This is a genomic window from Arthrobacter sp. PAMC 25486, assembly GCF_000785535.1.
Lineage (GTDB): Bacteria > Actinomycetota > Actinomycetes > Actinomycetales > Micrococcaceae > Specibacter.
The window spans coordinates 2,400,797-2,415,368 of sequence record NZ_CP007595.1 but is presented as its reverse complement, the minus strand read 5'-3'; the positions used below and the strand labels follow the sequence as shown (position 1 = coordinate 2,415,368).

General features: G+C 65.4%; 11 protein-coding genes. 5 read left to right on the top strand and 6 right to left on the bottom strand.

Translation table 11 applies throughout. The annotated features are described in order from the left end of the window. Positions 1-141: 141 nt before the first annotated feature. Positions 142-714 (top strand): GNAT family N-acetyltransferase, encoded by a 573-nt coding sequence (locus art_RS11065; protein WP_038464977.1) that lies wholly within the window; start codon positions 142-144, stop codon positions 712-714. 80 nt (positions 715-794) lie between these two features. On the opposite strand, the gene art_RS11060 is transcribed toward art_RS11065, so the two are convergent. Beyond that, a complete protein-coding gene (locus art_RS11060; RefSeq protein WP_038464975.1) occupies positions 795-2,996 on the bottom strand; it encodes a S9 family peptidase in 2,202 nt (733 codons plus the stop codon). A 466-nt stretch (positions 2,997-3,462) separates the two neighbouring features. Here art_RS11060 and art_RS11055 point away from each other — a divergent pair, with 466 nt between their 5' ends. The 4 genes from art_RS11055 (at position 3,463) to paaZ (ending at position 8,621) form a co-directional block, all read left to right on the top strand. Continuing rightward, positions 3,463-4,689, top strand: a complete 1,227-nt coding sequence (locus art_RS11055) for an acetyl-CoA C-acyltransferase (protein ID WP_038464973.1) — start codon at positions 3,463-3,465, stop codon at positions 4,687-4,689. Then, a complete protein-coding gene (locus tag art_RS11050; protein ID WP_038464971.1) occupies positions 4,686-5,483 on the top strand; it encodes an enoyl-CoA hydratase/isomerase family protein in 798 nt (265 codons plus the stop codon). The genes art_RS11055 and art_RS11050 overlap by 4 nt, the downstream gene beginning before the upstream one ends. Next, a complete protein-coding gene (locus art_RS11045; protein WP_082000245.1) occupies positions 5,480-6,415 on the top strand; it encodes a 3-hydroxyacyl-CoA dehydrogenase family protein in 936 nt (311 codons plus the stop codon). Before art_RS11050 ends, art_RS11045 begins: the two co-directional genes overlap by 4 nt. A 76-nt stretch (positions 6,416-6,491) precedes the next feature. Continuing rightward, on the top strand, positions 6,492-8,621 hold the full coding sequence (gene paaZ / locus art_RS11040) for a phenylacetic acid degradation bifunctional protein PaaZ (protein ID WP_038464969.1): 2,130 nt from the start codon (positions 6,492-6,494) through the stop codon (positions 8,619-8,621). A gap of 18 nt (positions 8,622-8,639) precedes the next feature. Here paaZ and art_RS11035 read toward each other — a convergent pair whose 3' ends face one another. The 5 genes from art_RS11035 to art_RS11015 all read right to left on the bottom strand — a co-directional run bounded on the left by art_RS11035 (position 8,640) and on the right by art_RS11015 (position 14,400). Next, a complete protein-coding gene (locus art_RS11035; protein WP_052136288.1) occupies positions 8,640-9,404 on the bottom strand; it encodes a DUF427 domain-containing protein in 765 nt (254 codons plus the stop codon). 75 nt (positions 9,405-9,479) lie between these two features. Then, complete coding sequence (locus tag art_RS21030) at positions 9,480-11,675, bottom strand: HNH endonuclease signature motif containing protein (RefSeq protein WP_052136286.1); 2,196 nt, start codon at positions 11,673-11,675, stop codon at positions 9,480-9,482. 181 nt (positions 11,676-11,856) lie between these two features. Beyond that, positions 11,857-12,522 (bottom strand): TetR/AcrR family transcriptional regulator, encoded by a 666-nt coding sequence (locus art_RS11025; protein ID WP_038464967.1) that lies wholly within the window; start codon positions 12,520-12,522, stop codon positions 11,857-11,859. A 5-nt stretch (positions 12,523-12,527) separates the two neighbouring features. Continuing rightward, a complete protein-coding gene (gene paaK, locus art_RS11020) occupies positions 12,528-13,874 on the bottom strand; it encodes a phenylacetate--CoA ligase PaaK (protein WP_038469739.1) in 1,347 nt (448 codons plus the stop codon). Positions 13,875-13,887: 13 nt separating this feature from the next. Further along, positions 13,888-14,400, bottom strand: coding sequence for a hotdog fold thioesterase (locus art_RS11015; RefSeq protein WP_082000551.1), 513 nt, complete (start codon positions 14,398-14,400; stop codon positions 13,888-13,890). Between the last annotated feature and the right edge of the window lie 172 nt (positions 14,401-14,572).

Genomic DNA, 14,572 nt, shown 5'->3' with positions numbered 1-14,572 from the left:
TGGGCATTGCGCACACCGTGAAGCAGGTATGTGGTGAGGACGACGGCGGAAGGCCGGGAGCCGCCGTCGTGCTTGGTGACGCTGTGGCTGGCGAGGCCGGTGAGGGTGGCTCCAATGCTGGAATGGTCTTAGGGTTTAATCATGCTTGACATCCCGTACCCGCTGACCACTGAGAGGCTCGTGCTGCGGCGCTTCACCACTGGAGACCTGGACGACTATTACGCCTACCAGCGGCTGCCCGAGACGGCACGTTATTTATATGGCGAGGCCCGCACGTATGCGCAATGCATGGCCAGAATTGCCAAGTATGTTGAGGAGCCCTTCGATGAGCCCGGCCATTGGGCCACGTTCGCCGTTGAGCTCAAATCGGAACCCGGACTGATTGGCGAAATGGCACTGAAGTGGAACGACGGCGGGAAACCTGAAGGGCCCGCTCCGGAACGTTTTGGTGAGATTGGCTGGACGCTGGCACCTGCCGCCCAGGGAAAGGGCTACGCCACCGAGGCTGCCCGGGCAGTGCTGGACCTGGCCCTCTACGGGCTGGATTTTCATCGCATGGAGGCCAGGTTGGATGCCCGCAACAGTGCGTCCGCAGCCATCTGCGAACGCCTCGGCATGCAGCGTGAAGGCGTGCTGCAGGACAACATGTACCTTAAGGGCGAATGGACGTCGGAGGCCATCTACGCCACGGTCCGTGACCCCAGCCCCAACTAATCCACCGGCCCTCTGCCAACGCGGCAGCACTCAGTGCTGCCGCGTTGGGAAAAAGGCCCCGAACGGTGCTGCCGGGTTTGCTAACGGAGCGCGGTGGCGCCGATCGCGTCGGCCAGGAACGCGTAGTCCCAGGCACGGGTCTTCCAGCCCTCGTACCGGCCGGAGGCGCCGCCGTGGCCGCCATCCATCTCGATCTTCATGACAATCGGCTCCGCACCCGTTGAAACCGCACGCAGTTCCGCCACCCACTTGGCCGGTTCGACGTAGAGCACGCGGGTGTCGTTGAAGCTCGTGACGGCCGCAATCTTCGGGTAGGCCACAGTGCGCACGTTCTCATACGGGGTGTACTCCTTCATGTACTTGTACACCTCAGGGTCGGTGATCGGGTTGCCCCACTCCTCCCACTCCAGCGCCGACAGCGGCAGTTCGGGGTCCAGAATGGTGGTCAGGGCATCCACGAACGGCACCTGCGCCACCACGGCCGCATATTTTTCCGGGGCCAGGTTCGCCACGGCACCCATCAGCAGCCCGCCGGCCGAACCGCCCATGGCCGCAATGCGCGCGGGATCCACCCAGCCCGAGGTCGCCAGCCAGTCCGTGGCCGCCACAAAATCGGTGAACGTGTTCTTCTTGTGCAGCTTCTTGCCGTCCTCGTACCAGTGCCGGCCCATCTCGCCGCCGCCGCGCACGTGCGCAATGACAAACACCACGCCGCGGTCCAACAGCGACAGCCGTGGCACGCCAAAGCCCGGATCCATGCTGACCTCGTACGAACCGTAACCGTACACAACGCCCGCGTTGGCGCCGTCGCGCGGCAGGTCCGCCCGGCGCAGCACCGACAGCGGCACCCTCGTGCCGTCGGCGGCAATGGCCCACTCGCGCGTGGCAATGTAGTCCTGCGCGCGGTAGCCGCCCAGGACGGGGGTTTCCTTGCGCAGCAGCAGCTCGCCCTGCCCGCCCGCGGCCGGGAGCACGTAGTCGTAGACGCGCGGAGGCGTGAAATCGGAGGTGTAGACCAGCCGGATTACGGGGGATTCAAACTCGGTCCCGCCCATCCCCGCCGTGTACAGCTCCTCATCAAAGACGGGTTCGACGGCGGCCGCCTGCTCCGCGGTTCCCAAGCCTTCCAGCGCTGTCACCTGGATGCGCTCGATGGTGTCCTTGCGCAGGGAAACCACCATGTGGGTGGCCGTGACGGTGGCGCCGTTGATGCGCACGGATTCGTCGTGGGCGATCACCGTGGCCCACTGCTGTTCCTCCACGGCCTTGCTGAACTCGGCAGCGTCAACCAGGGAAATCATCGAGTTGACCGCGTCCCGGTCATGGGTCAGCAGGACCTTTTCGACACCGTTCACAAGGAACGGTTCGGCGTCGTACAAGATCTCGGCGCTGCGGGGGATCAGGACCTGGAGGCCCTTTTTGGGGGCGGCGAAGTCAAGGAGGCGGGTCTCACTGAACTCGGAGCAGCCGATGCTGACCATGAGATGGCGGCGGTCGGCGGACAGGTCGAAGCCGGTCCACATGGCGACGTCGTCCTCCTGGTACAGGACCTCATCGGTGGAAACGGGGGTGCCGAGGACGTGGGTTTTGACCTGGTGGGGGCGCCAGGAGTCGTCGGCCACCATGTAGAACAGTGTGCTGCCGTCGGGGGAGAAACCCAAGCCGTAGAACGCATTCTCAATGACATCTGGCAGGATTTCGCCGGTGCGAAGATCCTTAATGCGGATCGTGAACAGCTCGTCGCCGGCGTTGTCCACAGCGTAGGCGTACAAGTTTCCGTCGAGGGTCACGGCGGCGCCGCCGATCGAGAAGAAGGGCTGTCCCTCCGCCTCAATGTTGCCGTCGAGCAGGATCTGCTCGCCCGGCACATCCACGCCGGCCTCCACGAGCGGCGGGGTCCAATCCGCCAAGGTGCCGTTGCTTTCCGCGCGAACCCGGCACTGGATGCCGTAGGCCTGGCCTTCCACCATGCGGGCGTAGTACCACCAGCCGTCCTTGCGGCTGGGCACGGAAAGATCTGTTTCCTGCGTGCGGTTCTTGATCTCGTTGAAGATGTCGTTTCGCAGCTGTTCCTGCCCCGCCGTGACAGCATCCGTGTACGCCTGCTCGGCGTTCAGGTGCTCCACAACCTCAGGATTTTCCTTCTCCCGCAGCCACTCGTAGTTGTCCACGAAGGTGTCGCCGTGATGGGTCCGCTCCACGGGAACCTTCTTGGCAACCGGCGGTGCTAGAGGCGTGGCCGGTGACGGGGAAACGGTGGCTGGGGCGTCAGGAAGTGTCATAGCTCCACTGTATCGAGACGTCCCTGCGCCGGCATGCTCGCGGTGGTGGAGTATGCCCACAGCGGAGCGCATGTGGGCACTGGAGTGCATGTTGGGAGCGGGCGGGGAGGACGGCGGCAGGCATCGAAAATGCGGCTACCCCGCAGCGCGGATCTGACTCGCCGGTCAGGTGGCAGTTAATGCCCTCTTGGCGCCTTTTGAGAGCAACCATTGCGAGTTCGGGGAAGGCGTTTGCCGTGGGGACGCGAGTTTGTCCCATTCTCGCGGATGCGGGAACGGGCGAAAAGCGGGGACTTGGGCGAGGAAGGCAGCCCGGCTGTTGACCGCCCGGCGGACGCATGGAATATTTATAGAACGAATGGTCGGTAATGTTCGCGGTGGTGCCCCAGCAAGGGGCGCCCCGGCCGGTCCGCGGGCTGGTGCGATGCTTACGCAGGCTCAAAAGCTTGCACAAAGGAGTGTAGACATGTCCGCAGAGGCACCGCAGGCATTTCTGGTGGGCGGCATCCGTACACCGGTGGGACGCTACGGCGGCGCGCTTTCCAGCATCCGCCCCGACGACCTCGCCGCCCTGACCATCAAGGAACTCATCAACCGGTGCGGACTGGATCCGGCGGCCGTTGATGAGGTTATTTTCGGCAATGCGAACGGTGCCGGAGAGGAAAACCGTAACGTGGCGCGCATGGCCTGGCTGTTGGCCGGCTTCCCCGACACTGTTCCGGGCATTACCGTGAACCGGCTGTGCGCTTCCGGCATGAGTGCCATCACCTTGGCCGGGCACATGATCAAGGCCGGGGCGGCGGACCTGGTGGTGGCCGGCGGGGTGGAATCAATGTCCCGTGCACCGTGGGTCATGGCGAAGCCGGAGCAGGCATTCGCGAAGCCGGGCGCCAGCTTCGACACCTCGATCGGCTGGCGTTTCACCAACCCCAGCTTCCTCTCCGGCGAGCTGTCCCGAGACGGAAAAATGACGTTCTCCATGACGGAAACCGCGGAGGAGGTGGCCCGCCGCTTCAATATCTGCCGCGGGGACGCCGACGCCTTTGCCGTTCGCTCCCACACCCTGGCCCTTGCGGCGATTGCCGCCGGACGGCCCGCCCCGGAGATCATCCCGGTCACGGTCCGCGGAAGGAAGGCCAGCACGGTTGTGGACACCGACGAAGGCCCCCGCCCCGGCACCACCATGGACGTGCTGGCCGGGCTGCGGCCCGTGGTCAAGGGCGGAACCGTGGTCACGGCCGGCAATTCCTCCACCCTGAACGACGGTGCATCCGCCATCCTCGTCGCCTCCGAACACGCAGTCAAGACGTACGGCCTGACCCCGCGCGCCCGCATCGTGGATGGAGCCACCGCCGGGCTGGCCCCGGAAGTCATGGGCATGGGACCCGTCGCCGCCACCCGCAAGATCCTCGAGAGGCGCGGCATCGGCGTGAGCCGGCTGGCCGCCGTCGAACTTAACGAAGCATTCGCCTCGCAATCCCTGGCCTGCATCCGCGAACTCGGCCTGGACCCCGGCACCGTGAACCTCGACGGCGGCGCGATCGCCCTCGGCCACCCGCTCGGCTCGTCCGGGGCGCGCATCGTGATCACCCTGCTGGGCCGGCTGGAGCGCGAGGCGCCGGGCGGCCTGGGCCTGGCCACCATGTGCGTCGGCGTTGGCCAAGGGGCGGCGCTGCTGGTGGAGGGGTTGTGAAGGACGACGCCGGACACCTCCTTGATCCCGCGGCCTTCGCTACGCTTGTGGTCACCGAGGGTGCGGACCGGGTTGCGGTGCAGCTGAACCGGCCCGCCGTGCGGAATGCGATCGACGCGCAGATGGTGGCGGAGCTGCACGCGGTCTGCGCCCATCTGGAGGCGGAGCCCAAGGTGCTCATCCTGTCCGGCGCCGCCGGCGACGAGACCGCCGGCACGAAGGGCTTTTTCGCCTCCGGGGCGGACATTGCCGAGTTGCTGGGGCGACGCCGGGAGGATGCCTTGGCCGGCATCAATTCCGGCCTGTTTGAGCGGATTTCCGGGCTGCCCATGCCCGTCATTGCAGCCCTGGACGGTTATGCGCTGGGCGGCGGGGCGGAGCTGGCGTACGCCGCGGACTTCCGGATCGGCACGCGCGAACTGCGCCTCGGGCAGCCGGAAATATCCCTGGGCATCATGGCCGCAGCGGGGGCAACCTGGCGGTTGAAGGAATTGGTGGGGGAGCCCATCGCGCTGCAGATGCTGCTGGCCGGGCGCACGCTGACGGGCGAGGGAGCCCTGGCCGTCGGGCTCATCACCGAACTCGTGGAAGCCCCCGAGTTGCTGACCGCCGCGCACGCGCTCGCAGACCGGATCTGTGCCCAGGACCCGCTCGCAGTGCAGGCCACGAAGCGGGCATTTCGTGCGCCTCGGGACGCCCACCCGGAGATCGACAACCAGGAACAGGCGGCACTTTTTGAGTCGCCCGCCAAGTTCCAGCGCATGCAGGCGTTCTTGGACCGGAGGAAAAAATGACACCCAACCCAAGCACCCCCACCACTCCACCAACTGCAAACGCCCCCTCCCCTGCAAACCCTCCTGCAGATCCGGGGCGTTTTTCACCAACGCTCCCGCACCTTGTGGGGGTCCTGGGTGGCGGGCGCATGGGCGCCGGCATTGCGCACGCCTTTCTCATGGCCGGATGCACGGTGACAGTCGTGGAGCGCGACGGCGGTGCTGCCGCGGCTGCCCGCGCCCGTGTGGAAAGCGCCGTGGCCAAGTCCCTGGAGCGCGGGGTTGCCGGCAGTGCTGACGGATTGCTGTCCCGTCTTGCGGTTTCCACGAGCTACGCGGATTTTGGCCCGTGTGAGCTGGTGGTGGAGGCGGTGCCGGAGATTCAGCAACTTAAGGCGGCTGCGTTGAAAGCGGTGGAGGATCAACTGGCTCCCACCGCATTCCTGGCCACCAACACGTCGTCACTGTCCGTGTCGGGGCTGGCTGAAGGGCTAAAACGGCCCGAAAACTTCATCGGGCTGCACTTTTTCAACCCGGTTCCTGCATCAATGCTGATTGAAATTGTCATTGGCAGCCAGTCGCTGCCGTCGCTGCTGGATGCCGCCCGATTGTGGGTTGCGGCCCTGGGCAAGACCGCCGTCGTGGTCAAGGACTCGCCGGGCTTTGCCTCCTCAAGGCTCGGGGTGGCGCTGGCGCTGGAGGCCATGCGCATGCTGGAAGAGGGCGTGGCCAGCGCGGAAGACATCGACAATGCCATGGTGCTTGGCTACCGGCACCAAACCGGCCCACTGCGCACCACCGACCTGGTGGGCCTGGACGTGCGCTTGGAGATCGCCGAATATCTGGCAGAGACGCTGGGGGAGCGTTTCGCGCCGCCACAAATCCTGTACGACTTGGTGGCCCGAGGTGAGCTGGGGCGCAAGACCGGCAAGGGATTCTTCGACTGGGGATGAGCTGCCCAGCAACAACCCTGCCCGCCAACAACACCGCCAACAACTCCGCAAACATCAGTGAAAGGACTCGCCCGCCATGGAAACAGCTACGGCGATTGAAACGGTTCCCAGCTACATCAAGGACGCCTGGTGGACGCCCGACGACGGTGCTCCCGCCACCGACGCCCTCGACGCCAGCACGGGGGAGGTGCTCGCCCGGGTGTGCGCCGAGGGGCTCGACCTGGCGGGCGCCGTCGAGCATGCACGCACCGTGGGGCAGACGGAACTGGGCCGCCTGACCATGCATGAACGTGCACTGAAGCTGCGCGAACTGGCCACATTCCTCAACGGCCGCCGTGAGGAGCTGTACGCCGTGTCCGCCCAGACCGGTGCCACAAAAACCGATTCCATGGTGGATATCGACGGCGGCATTGGCGTGCTGTTTACGTTTTCCTCCAAGGGCCGGCGCGAACTGCCCAACTCCAACATCATCGTGGAGGGTCCTGTTGAGGTGCTGAGCAAGGACGGCTCCTTCATGGGCGAACACATTTACACGCGCATTCCGGGTGTGGATGTGCAAGTCAACGCCTTCAATTTCCCCGTCTGGGGGATGTTGGAAAAATTTGCTCCCGCTTTCATCGCCGGTGTGCCCACCATCGTCAAGCCCGCCACGCCCAGTGTTTATCTGGCCGCGGCGGCCGTGCGGGCCATGGTGGAATCGGGCATCCTGCCGCCCGGCTCATTGCAGCTGGTGGCCGGCTCCGCCCGCGACCTACTGGACCACCTGGACTACCGCGACATGCTCTCGTTCACCGGCTCCGCCAGCACCGCCAGGCTACTGCGAGACCACCCGAACGTGTCCGGCGGAGGCGTCCGCTTCACAGCCGAAACCGACTCCCTCAACGCCGCCATCCTCGGTCCCGACGCCATCCCCGGCACCCCCGAGTTTGACGCGTTCGTCCGCTCAGTTGTCACCGAGATGACCGTCAAGGCGGGGCAAAAGTGCACTGCCATCCGCCGGGCCATAGTTCCCGACGGGCTGCGCGGTGCCGTGATTGATGCCGTCGGCGCACGCATCAACGAGCGGATAGTGGTGGGCGACCCCCGCACCGAGGGCGTCACCATGGGCGCGCTCGCCTCGCTGGAACAGCTGGCCGACGTCCGCGCCGCCGTCGCAGCCATGTTGGTCGCGGGAGGCGAGCTCGCGTACGGAACCCTGGCGGCACCCATGGTTCAGGATGCGGACGAGGTGGGGGCCGGCGTCGGGCGTGGCGCCTTCATGTCACCCGTGCTGCTGGATTGGCCGGACGCCGAGGCCCCCGCCGTGCACACGCTCGAAGCTTTTGGCCCGGTGTGCGGCGTGCTCGGTTTTTCCACCCACGACGATGGAGCCTCCGAGGCGGTCCGGCTCGCCGCGTTGGGGGCCGGCTCGCTGGTGGCGACGGTGTGCAGCAACGATCCTGGCTTTGTCCGGGATGTCGTGGCGGGGATTGCCTCCCGCCACGGGCGCGTGCTGGTGCTGAACCGGGAGGATGCGCGGACGTCGACGGGCCACGGCTCACCAGTGCCACACCTCGTGCACGGCGGGCCGGGGCGGGCCGGCGGCGGCGAAGAGCTGGGCGGGATCCGTTCCGTCAAGCACCACATGCAGCGCACCGCCATCCAGGGTTCACCCAACATGCTCACAGCCGTGACAGGGGTGTGGCACGAGGGTGCGGATCGCCGGATTGCTGGGGACCCCGAGTTTGGCGGGAGGGCCGGGGAGGTGCATCCCTTCCGGAAGTCCCTGGCACAGCTGCGCATCGGCGACGCGTTCGCCTCAGGCCTGCGGCAGGTCACCCTGGCGGACATCACCGCCTTTGCCAAGACCACGGGCGACACCTTCTACGCCCATACCGATGCTGCAGCGGCTGCGAAGAACCCTTTCTTTCCGGGGATTGTGGCCCACGGATACCTGCTCGTTTCTTGGGCCGCGGGACTGTTTGTGGAGCCTGCGCCGGGGCCCGTGCTGGCGAACTACGGGCTGGAGAATTTGCGTTTCCTGACACCTGTGGCCGCAGAGGATGCCATCCGTGTCACACTGACCGCCAAGCAAATCACCCCGCGAGTGACGGACGACTACGGGGAGGTCCGCTGGGACGCTGTCCTGCACAACCAGAACGGCGATGTGGTTGCCAGTTACGACGTGCTGACCCTCGTGGAAAAGGTGGAGACGCTGTACGCGTAGGCGAGCATTTCCCGCCGGCTACAGCTCCTCGACATCCACCAGGTTGTCGTAGAAACACACCAGCCCGGCAATTTCCCCTGCCAGAGGCAGCGGCTCCTGATAGCTCCAAGCCACATCTCCCCCGCTTGCCCCGGCCAGCCGCCAATAGCTGGCGGCACCCTTGTAGGGGCACAGCGTCACAGTATCGGTGGCGATCAGCTGGCTCCAGTCCACATGGGCCGGCGGCAGGTAGCTCCGCTCCGCCATGCCGGTTTCAAATACCATGACCGGGGAGGTGGACTCGGCCAGGACGGTTCCGTTGCTGCTGACCCGGATGTGCCGGCAGCTGTGGCGGATGTCCACACGGTGGAAAGGGTCGCGCGGGTGCGACTGGACGGCGTCGTCCTCCTCCAGCCAACTGAAGGCTGCGGGATCGAACGCCAGGTAGCCCGCCAGGTCCGGGTCGTCGAAACGGAAAGCCGCAGCCTCCGCCGTCAGCCCGCCCACGGACACGTCAAGCGATTCCCCCGGAGTGCTGTGTCCGCTAAATGGGATGCCCGGGTGCAGCACGGGAGGTGCCAGCGGGGTGGGTTCTGGAGGTGCGGCCGGGCTCAGGACACCCACGACGCCGTCCGCCGGCACCGCGTAGCACGGCACCATCCGCCGTGGTTCCCAAACGATGACGGCCCGCCGGGAATCCAACACCACGTGTTCACCGAGGAGCGCCCGGATGCGTTTGGGGGTCGGTTCAAAGCGGAGTTCGAGGCTGAGTTGTTGCAGCTGATCAGATATCTTGGTGGCCATGCCACCAGCCTGCGCCCGAGACGGCTGCCCCGTCAATGCCTGCCGGGACGCCGGTCGCCGGTGTGGGGCGCCGCCTCAGACCCGGTCGTGGTGGTACGTGTTGCGGCGTTCCCTACGGGTGATGTCCTCGGAATAGGGCGGCGTGAACCAAGCGACGCCGCCATCGAGCCGGACGCTCCAGCCCCTGTCATGAAGGTAGTGGTGGTGCTGGCTGCAGCACAACACACCGTTGTTGACACTGGTGGCTCCGCCGTCCTGCCACGGGACTATGTGATGAGCCTCTGTCCACTGCGGTGGTGCCATGCAACCTGGGAAGGCGCAGCCCATGTCACGGGCCACAAGAATCTTGCGCTGGGCGAAGGTGAAAAGCCGTTGCGTACGGCCAACGTCCAAGATCGCCCCGTTGCTGTCGACCAGAAGTTGGGTGACGCCGGCATCGCACATCTCCTCGGCAAACAATGACAGTGGCACCTGGCCGCTGTACGGCGAATTCACGGTGCCGCCCTTGGCATGGCGGTCGAGGTCTTCGTGCGTAAGTGACAGGTATAGCTGCGTCTTCAGCCCGCCGTTAATGGGCAGCTTGTCCGTGCCGGCCGCCAACCTGAGGCAGTGGAGCATGCCGTCCAACAGCATTTGAGCCCGGGTGCGCCGGTCCCTTACGGCCGGATCGGTGCTGTCCGGATCCATGGGACTCAACCCCGGGAGGTCCTCATCCGATCCGGGCGCCGGAACCCAGACCCCGTTGACAAGGTGGGGCCACGGCTCCACGTTTCCTTCCGGCTGCGCCGTACCGTCGGGGTCATCTCCCTCAGGTGGCACCGGACCCGCCCACCAGGCGGCTTCGGGTTCCTCCTTCGGTGGGGGCCACGAGGTTTCGGGTGGACACGCGCCGCCGCACTGCTCCGGGGCGCCGAAGGGTTGATGGCCTCCCGACGGTTCTGTAGCGATAAATGGACCGGTATTTCCGTGGAGTCCGTCATCCGGCCCCGGCTCCCAGCCATTGTTCTCTCCCGAAAGGTCCGGAAACCAGAACCACGACTCTCCCGGGTAAACCGGAGGAATTGCATCAGGCGGAGCGTTGGGAGGCCGCAGCGGAATCTCATCCGCGGTAAGGGGGCGCCGCCAGCCTTGGCCGGTTTCAGGAGTGGCACGGGGTGTTGGTGCCGGTGCCGAAGCAGGCTTCGCGTGGCCGGTATTGGTTCCGTGGTGATCGGATGCCGGGTCTGCTTCCGGGGGCGGCGGCCCGGATCCTGCAGGCGGTGACGCCGTGCCAAGGCCGGATGCGGAATCGCGCAGCAAGCCCATCAGATCATCCGGTGAAAGGAATGCCTGGGAGCTCTCCTGCTGTGCGCTGCCGCCTGGCACGTCATCGCCCTGCACGAAATCGCTCCGCAAAAAATCGCCGTGTGCGTCGCCAGCGGAAGTTGTCTGGGCGGCGTCCTGCGCACTACTGTTCTGCCTCTTGGGGTTTGTGGCCCAGTCTATGCAGGCCATGGTTTGTTCGTACTGGCTGATGGTGAGGTAACCGTCGATCCTGACCCATCCGCGGTAGGGCCGCCGGAAGGAGATGCCTTGTTTGGCCAACCGTTGGGCCTCGGACGGTTTTTGCCCATCAGGATCAAGCAGGGCCAGGGCGCGAATGCCCAAATGCCGCAGGAAATACGGCGGCTCCACTTCGGCATGGCGGGCGAGGGTTGCTTCGAGCGACTCCACATCCCCGGCCTGCACCGTCCCTGACTTCTCCAGCCGGGAGGCCTGGTCGACGAATCCGGAAACCACCATTGCCTGCTCTGCAGAGATCAACCCCGCGAACAACGCAGATCCAAGCACCGGCTGGCTGGGCGGGGTCACCACGTACGTCAACGGGTCCGTGGCCGGCAGGAACCGGTCGGCAAGCCTGAGCCGGTTGTTGGCCTCGGCGCGGCTGAGGTGCAACGAGGAACTGAGGAAATCAACTGGTTTCCGATCCCCGGATTCTTGATACCGCCCGGCAGAAACACGTTCGGACAGGTCCCCGGCAGCGTGAACCATCAGCCCCTGAAGTAACCGATTCAAATGTTCCAATGTCTGCGCCCATGCCGCGGCATCGTCATCACTGAGAGAAGCAACGCCAAGTCCCAGGGCTGTGGAAAGCAAAGCGTCGTTTTCGCCCGCCCCGGCGGTCCGCACGAGCGACTCGGCAAGGACCAGCAACTGGTGGATGTGTTCACCAGCCGCCTTGCCGTCCTGAGTGGAACCGGGGTATCCCGGCTCCTTTGCCGTCGCGTCCATAGATCAAACACTACGCGGAGGGTCTGACATTCTACGTTGAAAAATCGAAAATGAGGATAACTCTAGTAACTGGTCGAACTGTGGAGGAATTGTTCGGGAGAAATGGCCAATTATCCATCAGTTACAGCAGCAAATCACAGGAAAGGCGTATTTGAACTGCTACTTCCGCATCCCCGCATGACTACCGGCGCAGCCCCTGAAATGACAATGCCAGCACATCATCCGCCAGTTTCTCCGCGGATAGGCTGCCGCCCGGTTTGTACCACTCAACAATGGAATTCACCGTTCCGAACAGCAGCCGTGTGATGGTCCCGGCGGCAATGTCGTCCCGCAGCGAGCCAGCCGCCTGCGCCTTGGCAACCAGGCCCGTGACCGTGCGGTCAAAGGCGCGGCGGCGGGACATGGCCTCCCTCTCCATCTCCGTGTTTCCCCGCAACCGCAACAGCAAGGTGACAAACGGCAGCCGCTCCACCAACACGGAAATCGTCCCCCTGAGCACAAACTCAAGGCGGGCATCAGGCGCTCCGGAAGTGGCGCCGTCGAACTTCAACAGACCCTCTAGGCCGCCCAGGGCCTCCTCCAAGGCCAGCCGCAGCAGCTCCTCCTTGGACGGGACATGGTGGTAGATGGCGGACTTGGTGATGCCCAGGTGCTCGGCCAAGATGCCCATGGAGGTGGCCTCGTAGCCGTGCTTGTTGAACACGTCCACGGCGATCCGCAGCACGGACTGCTGGTCATAGCCGGGCCGGCCCCGCTTGGCGGCGGCAGCGGCAGGGGGAGCGAGAGCGGCGGACGGCGCGGCAACAGGGGCTGCGGAAGCGGAAGCGGCAGAGGCGGTGTTGGGCATGGTCCCTAGTTTCTCACGGGGGGTTCGGCGGGACGGTTGTCGTAGACACGGCGCAGTTTTCCGTTGGAACGGGCCAGCGAGCCGGGTGCCGCGATGTCCACGGTGCAGGTGGAGCCGATGTAGCTTTTGACCTGCTGCTTCAAGGTGGATGCGGCGGCAACCCTGTCCTCCGGTGTGGTGTTTTCGCGCGGTTCGATGTGGATGGTCATCTCGTCCAGGTGCCCGGTGCGGGTCAGTTCCAGCTGGAAATGTGGGCTCAGGGCGGGGATGCGCAGCGCGATTTCCTCGATTTGGGACGGGAACAGGTTCACACCGCGCAGGATGATCATGTCGTCGCTGCGGCCCGAGATGCGCGTCATCCTGCGCATGGACGGGCGTGCCGTGCCTGGCAGCAGGCTGGAGAGGTCCCCTGTACGGTAGCGGATGATTGGCAGCGCCTCCTTGGTCAGTGAGGTGAACACCAGCTCGCCCTGCTGGCCGCCGGGCAGCACCGTGGCGTGGTCGAGGGGGTCGACGATCTCCGGGATGAAGTGGTCCTCCCAGATGTGGTTGCCGTCCTTGGTTTCCACGCATTCTCCGGCCACGCCAGGACCCATGACCTCGGAGAGGCCGTAAATGTCGCAGGCATCCAAATCCATGCCTGTTTCCAGTTCCCGGCGCATCTCCTCCGTCCAGGGTTCCGCGCCGCACACGGCAAATTTCAGTGAGGTGGTGCGCGGGTCGATGCCGCGGCGGGCCATGGCGTCCATGATGGTCAGCAGGTACGTGGGTGTGCACATGATGGCGTCGGGTTCGAAGTCCTGGATCAGCTGGACCTGTTTTTCGGTCTGCCCACCGGACATCGGGACGACGGTGGTGCCCAGTGCCTCGGCGCCGTAGTGGGCGCCCAGTCCGCCAGTGAACAGGCCGTAGCCGTACGCATTGTGGACGATCATTCCCGGGCGGACACCGGAGGCGCGCATGGACCTTGCCACCAGCGACGCCCACATGGCGATGTCATTGCCGGTGTAGCCCACCACCGTTGGCCGGCCGGTGGTGCCGGAGCTGGCGTGGATGCGCACCACCTCGCTCCGGGGCACGGCAAACATGCCAAACGGGTATTCCCGGCGGAGGTCTTCCTTGGTGGTGTACGGGAATTTCGCGAGGTCGGCGAGTTCCCGGAGGTCTGAGGGGTGGATGCCGGACTCGTCAAACTTGCGCCGGTACATGGGCACGCGCTCATAGGCCCAGGCCAAGGTGTGCCGGAGCCGCGTCAGCTGCAGCGCTTCCAGTTCATCGCGGCCCAGGAGCTCCGCTGCATCCAACTGGGACGGGTCTGCCGGTTCGGGCTTCGGGGAGGGCGTGCTGTTCATGGTCTTCGGCCTTTCAGCGTGCAAGTTTCTTCGGGATGCTCCGGCTGCGGCCGCGGAATTCGGCAACCACGGTGGGGCCGCCGTCGGCACCCCCGGAGTCCTGGGCACCCCCATCGTCCGCGGCGAAAACCTGCACGTCGTACAGGCCGCTGCGGCCCTGCTGCTGGCGCCGGTTGGCGATCGCCGTAAGACGCTGGCCTGTGTGCGTTGGGGCCAGAAAATTAATGTCGACGCCGGATGCCACAGTTACGCTGTCCCCGCCGCCGTCGGCGCAATTGCAGGCCAGGGCAAAGGCGGAGTCGGCGAATGCGAAGATCATCCCTCCATGGGTGGTGCCGAAACCGTTCATCATTTCCGCCCGCAGGGTCATGGCAATGGCGGCGTGGCCATCCGACACCTCCAGCACCTCGATGCCCAGCCACTCGGACGCGTAGTCATTGAGCAGGATCGCATGTCCGGGGCGCGGGCCGGAGCGCACGCGGGGCTGGGGGCCCACGCCTGGCGGCGTGCCAACATCACCAGCCATGCCTGACTCGCCCACCATGTCCACTCCCAAAAATTCCGACCGAATGTTCATTAGGTAATACCCATCTCGGCCCACTGTCAATGCGCAGCCGAGGGGTCGCCGGAGACATTGACTGGCCATGCCGTCCATTATATCCTGAACGAACGGTCGGTAATTAATGTAACGGCCATTT

Excerpts from the sequence above, each read along its gene's own strand:
- art_RS11015 (WP_082000551.1), bottom strand. The coding sequence starts at position 14,400 with ATGGCTGGTGATGTTGGCACGCCGCCAGGCGTGGGCCCCCAGCCCCGC.
- paaK (WP_038469739.1), bottom strand. The coding sequence starts at position 13,874 with ATGAACAGCACGCCCTCCCCGAAGCCCGAACCGGCAGACCCGTCCCAG.
- art_RS11045 (WP_082000245.1), top strand. The coding sequence starts at position 5,480 with ATGACACCCAACCCAAGCACCCCCACCACTCCACCAACTGCAAACGCC.
- paaZ (WP_038464969.1), top strand. The coding sequence starts at position 6,492 with ATGGAAACAGCTACGGCGATTGAAACGGTTCCCAGCTACATCAAGGAC.
- art_RS11035 (WP_052136288.1), bottom strand. The coding sequence starts at position 9,404 with ATGGCCACCAAGATATCTGATCAGCTGCAACAACTCAGCCTCGAACTC.
- art_RS11055 (WP_038464973.1), top strand. The coding sequence starts at position 3,463 with ATGTCCGCAGAGGCACCGCAGGCATTTCTGGTGGGCGGCATCCGTACA.
- art_RS21030 (WP_052136286.1), bottom strand. The coding sequence starts at position 11,675 with ATGGACGCGACGGCAAAGGAGCCGGGATACCCCGGTTCCACTCAGGAC.
- art_RS11025 (WP_038464967.1), bottom strand. The coding sequence starts at position 12,522 with ATGCCCAACACCGCCTCTGCCGCTTCCGCTTCCGCAGCCCCTGTTGCC.
- art_RS11060 (WP_038464975.1), bottom strand. The coding sequence starts at position 2,996 with ATGACACTTCCTGACGCCCCAGCCACCGTTTCCCCGTCACCGGCCACG.
- art_RS11065 (WP_038464977.1), top strand. The coding sequence starts at position 142 with ATGCTTGACATCCCGTACCCGCTGACCACTGAGAGGCTCGTGCTGCGG.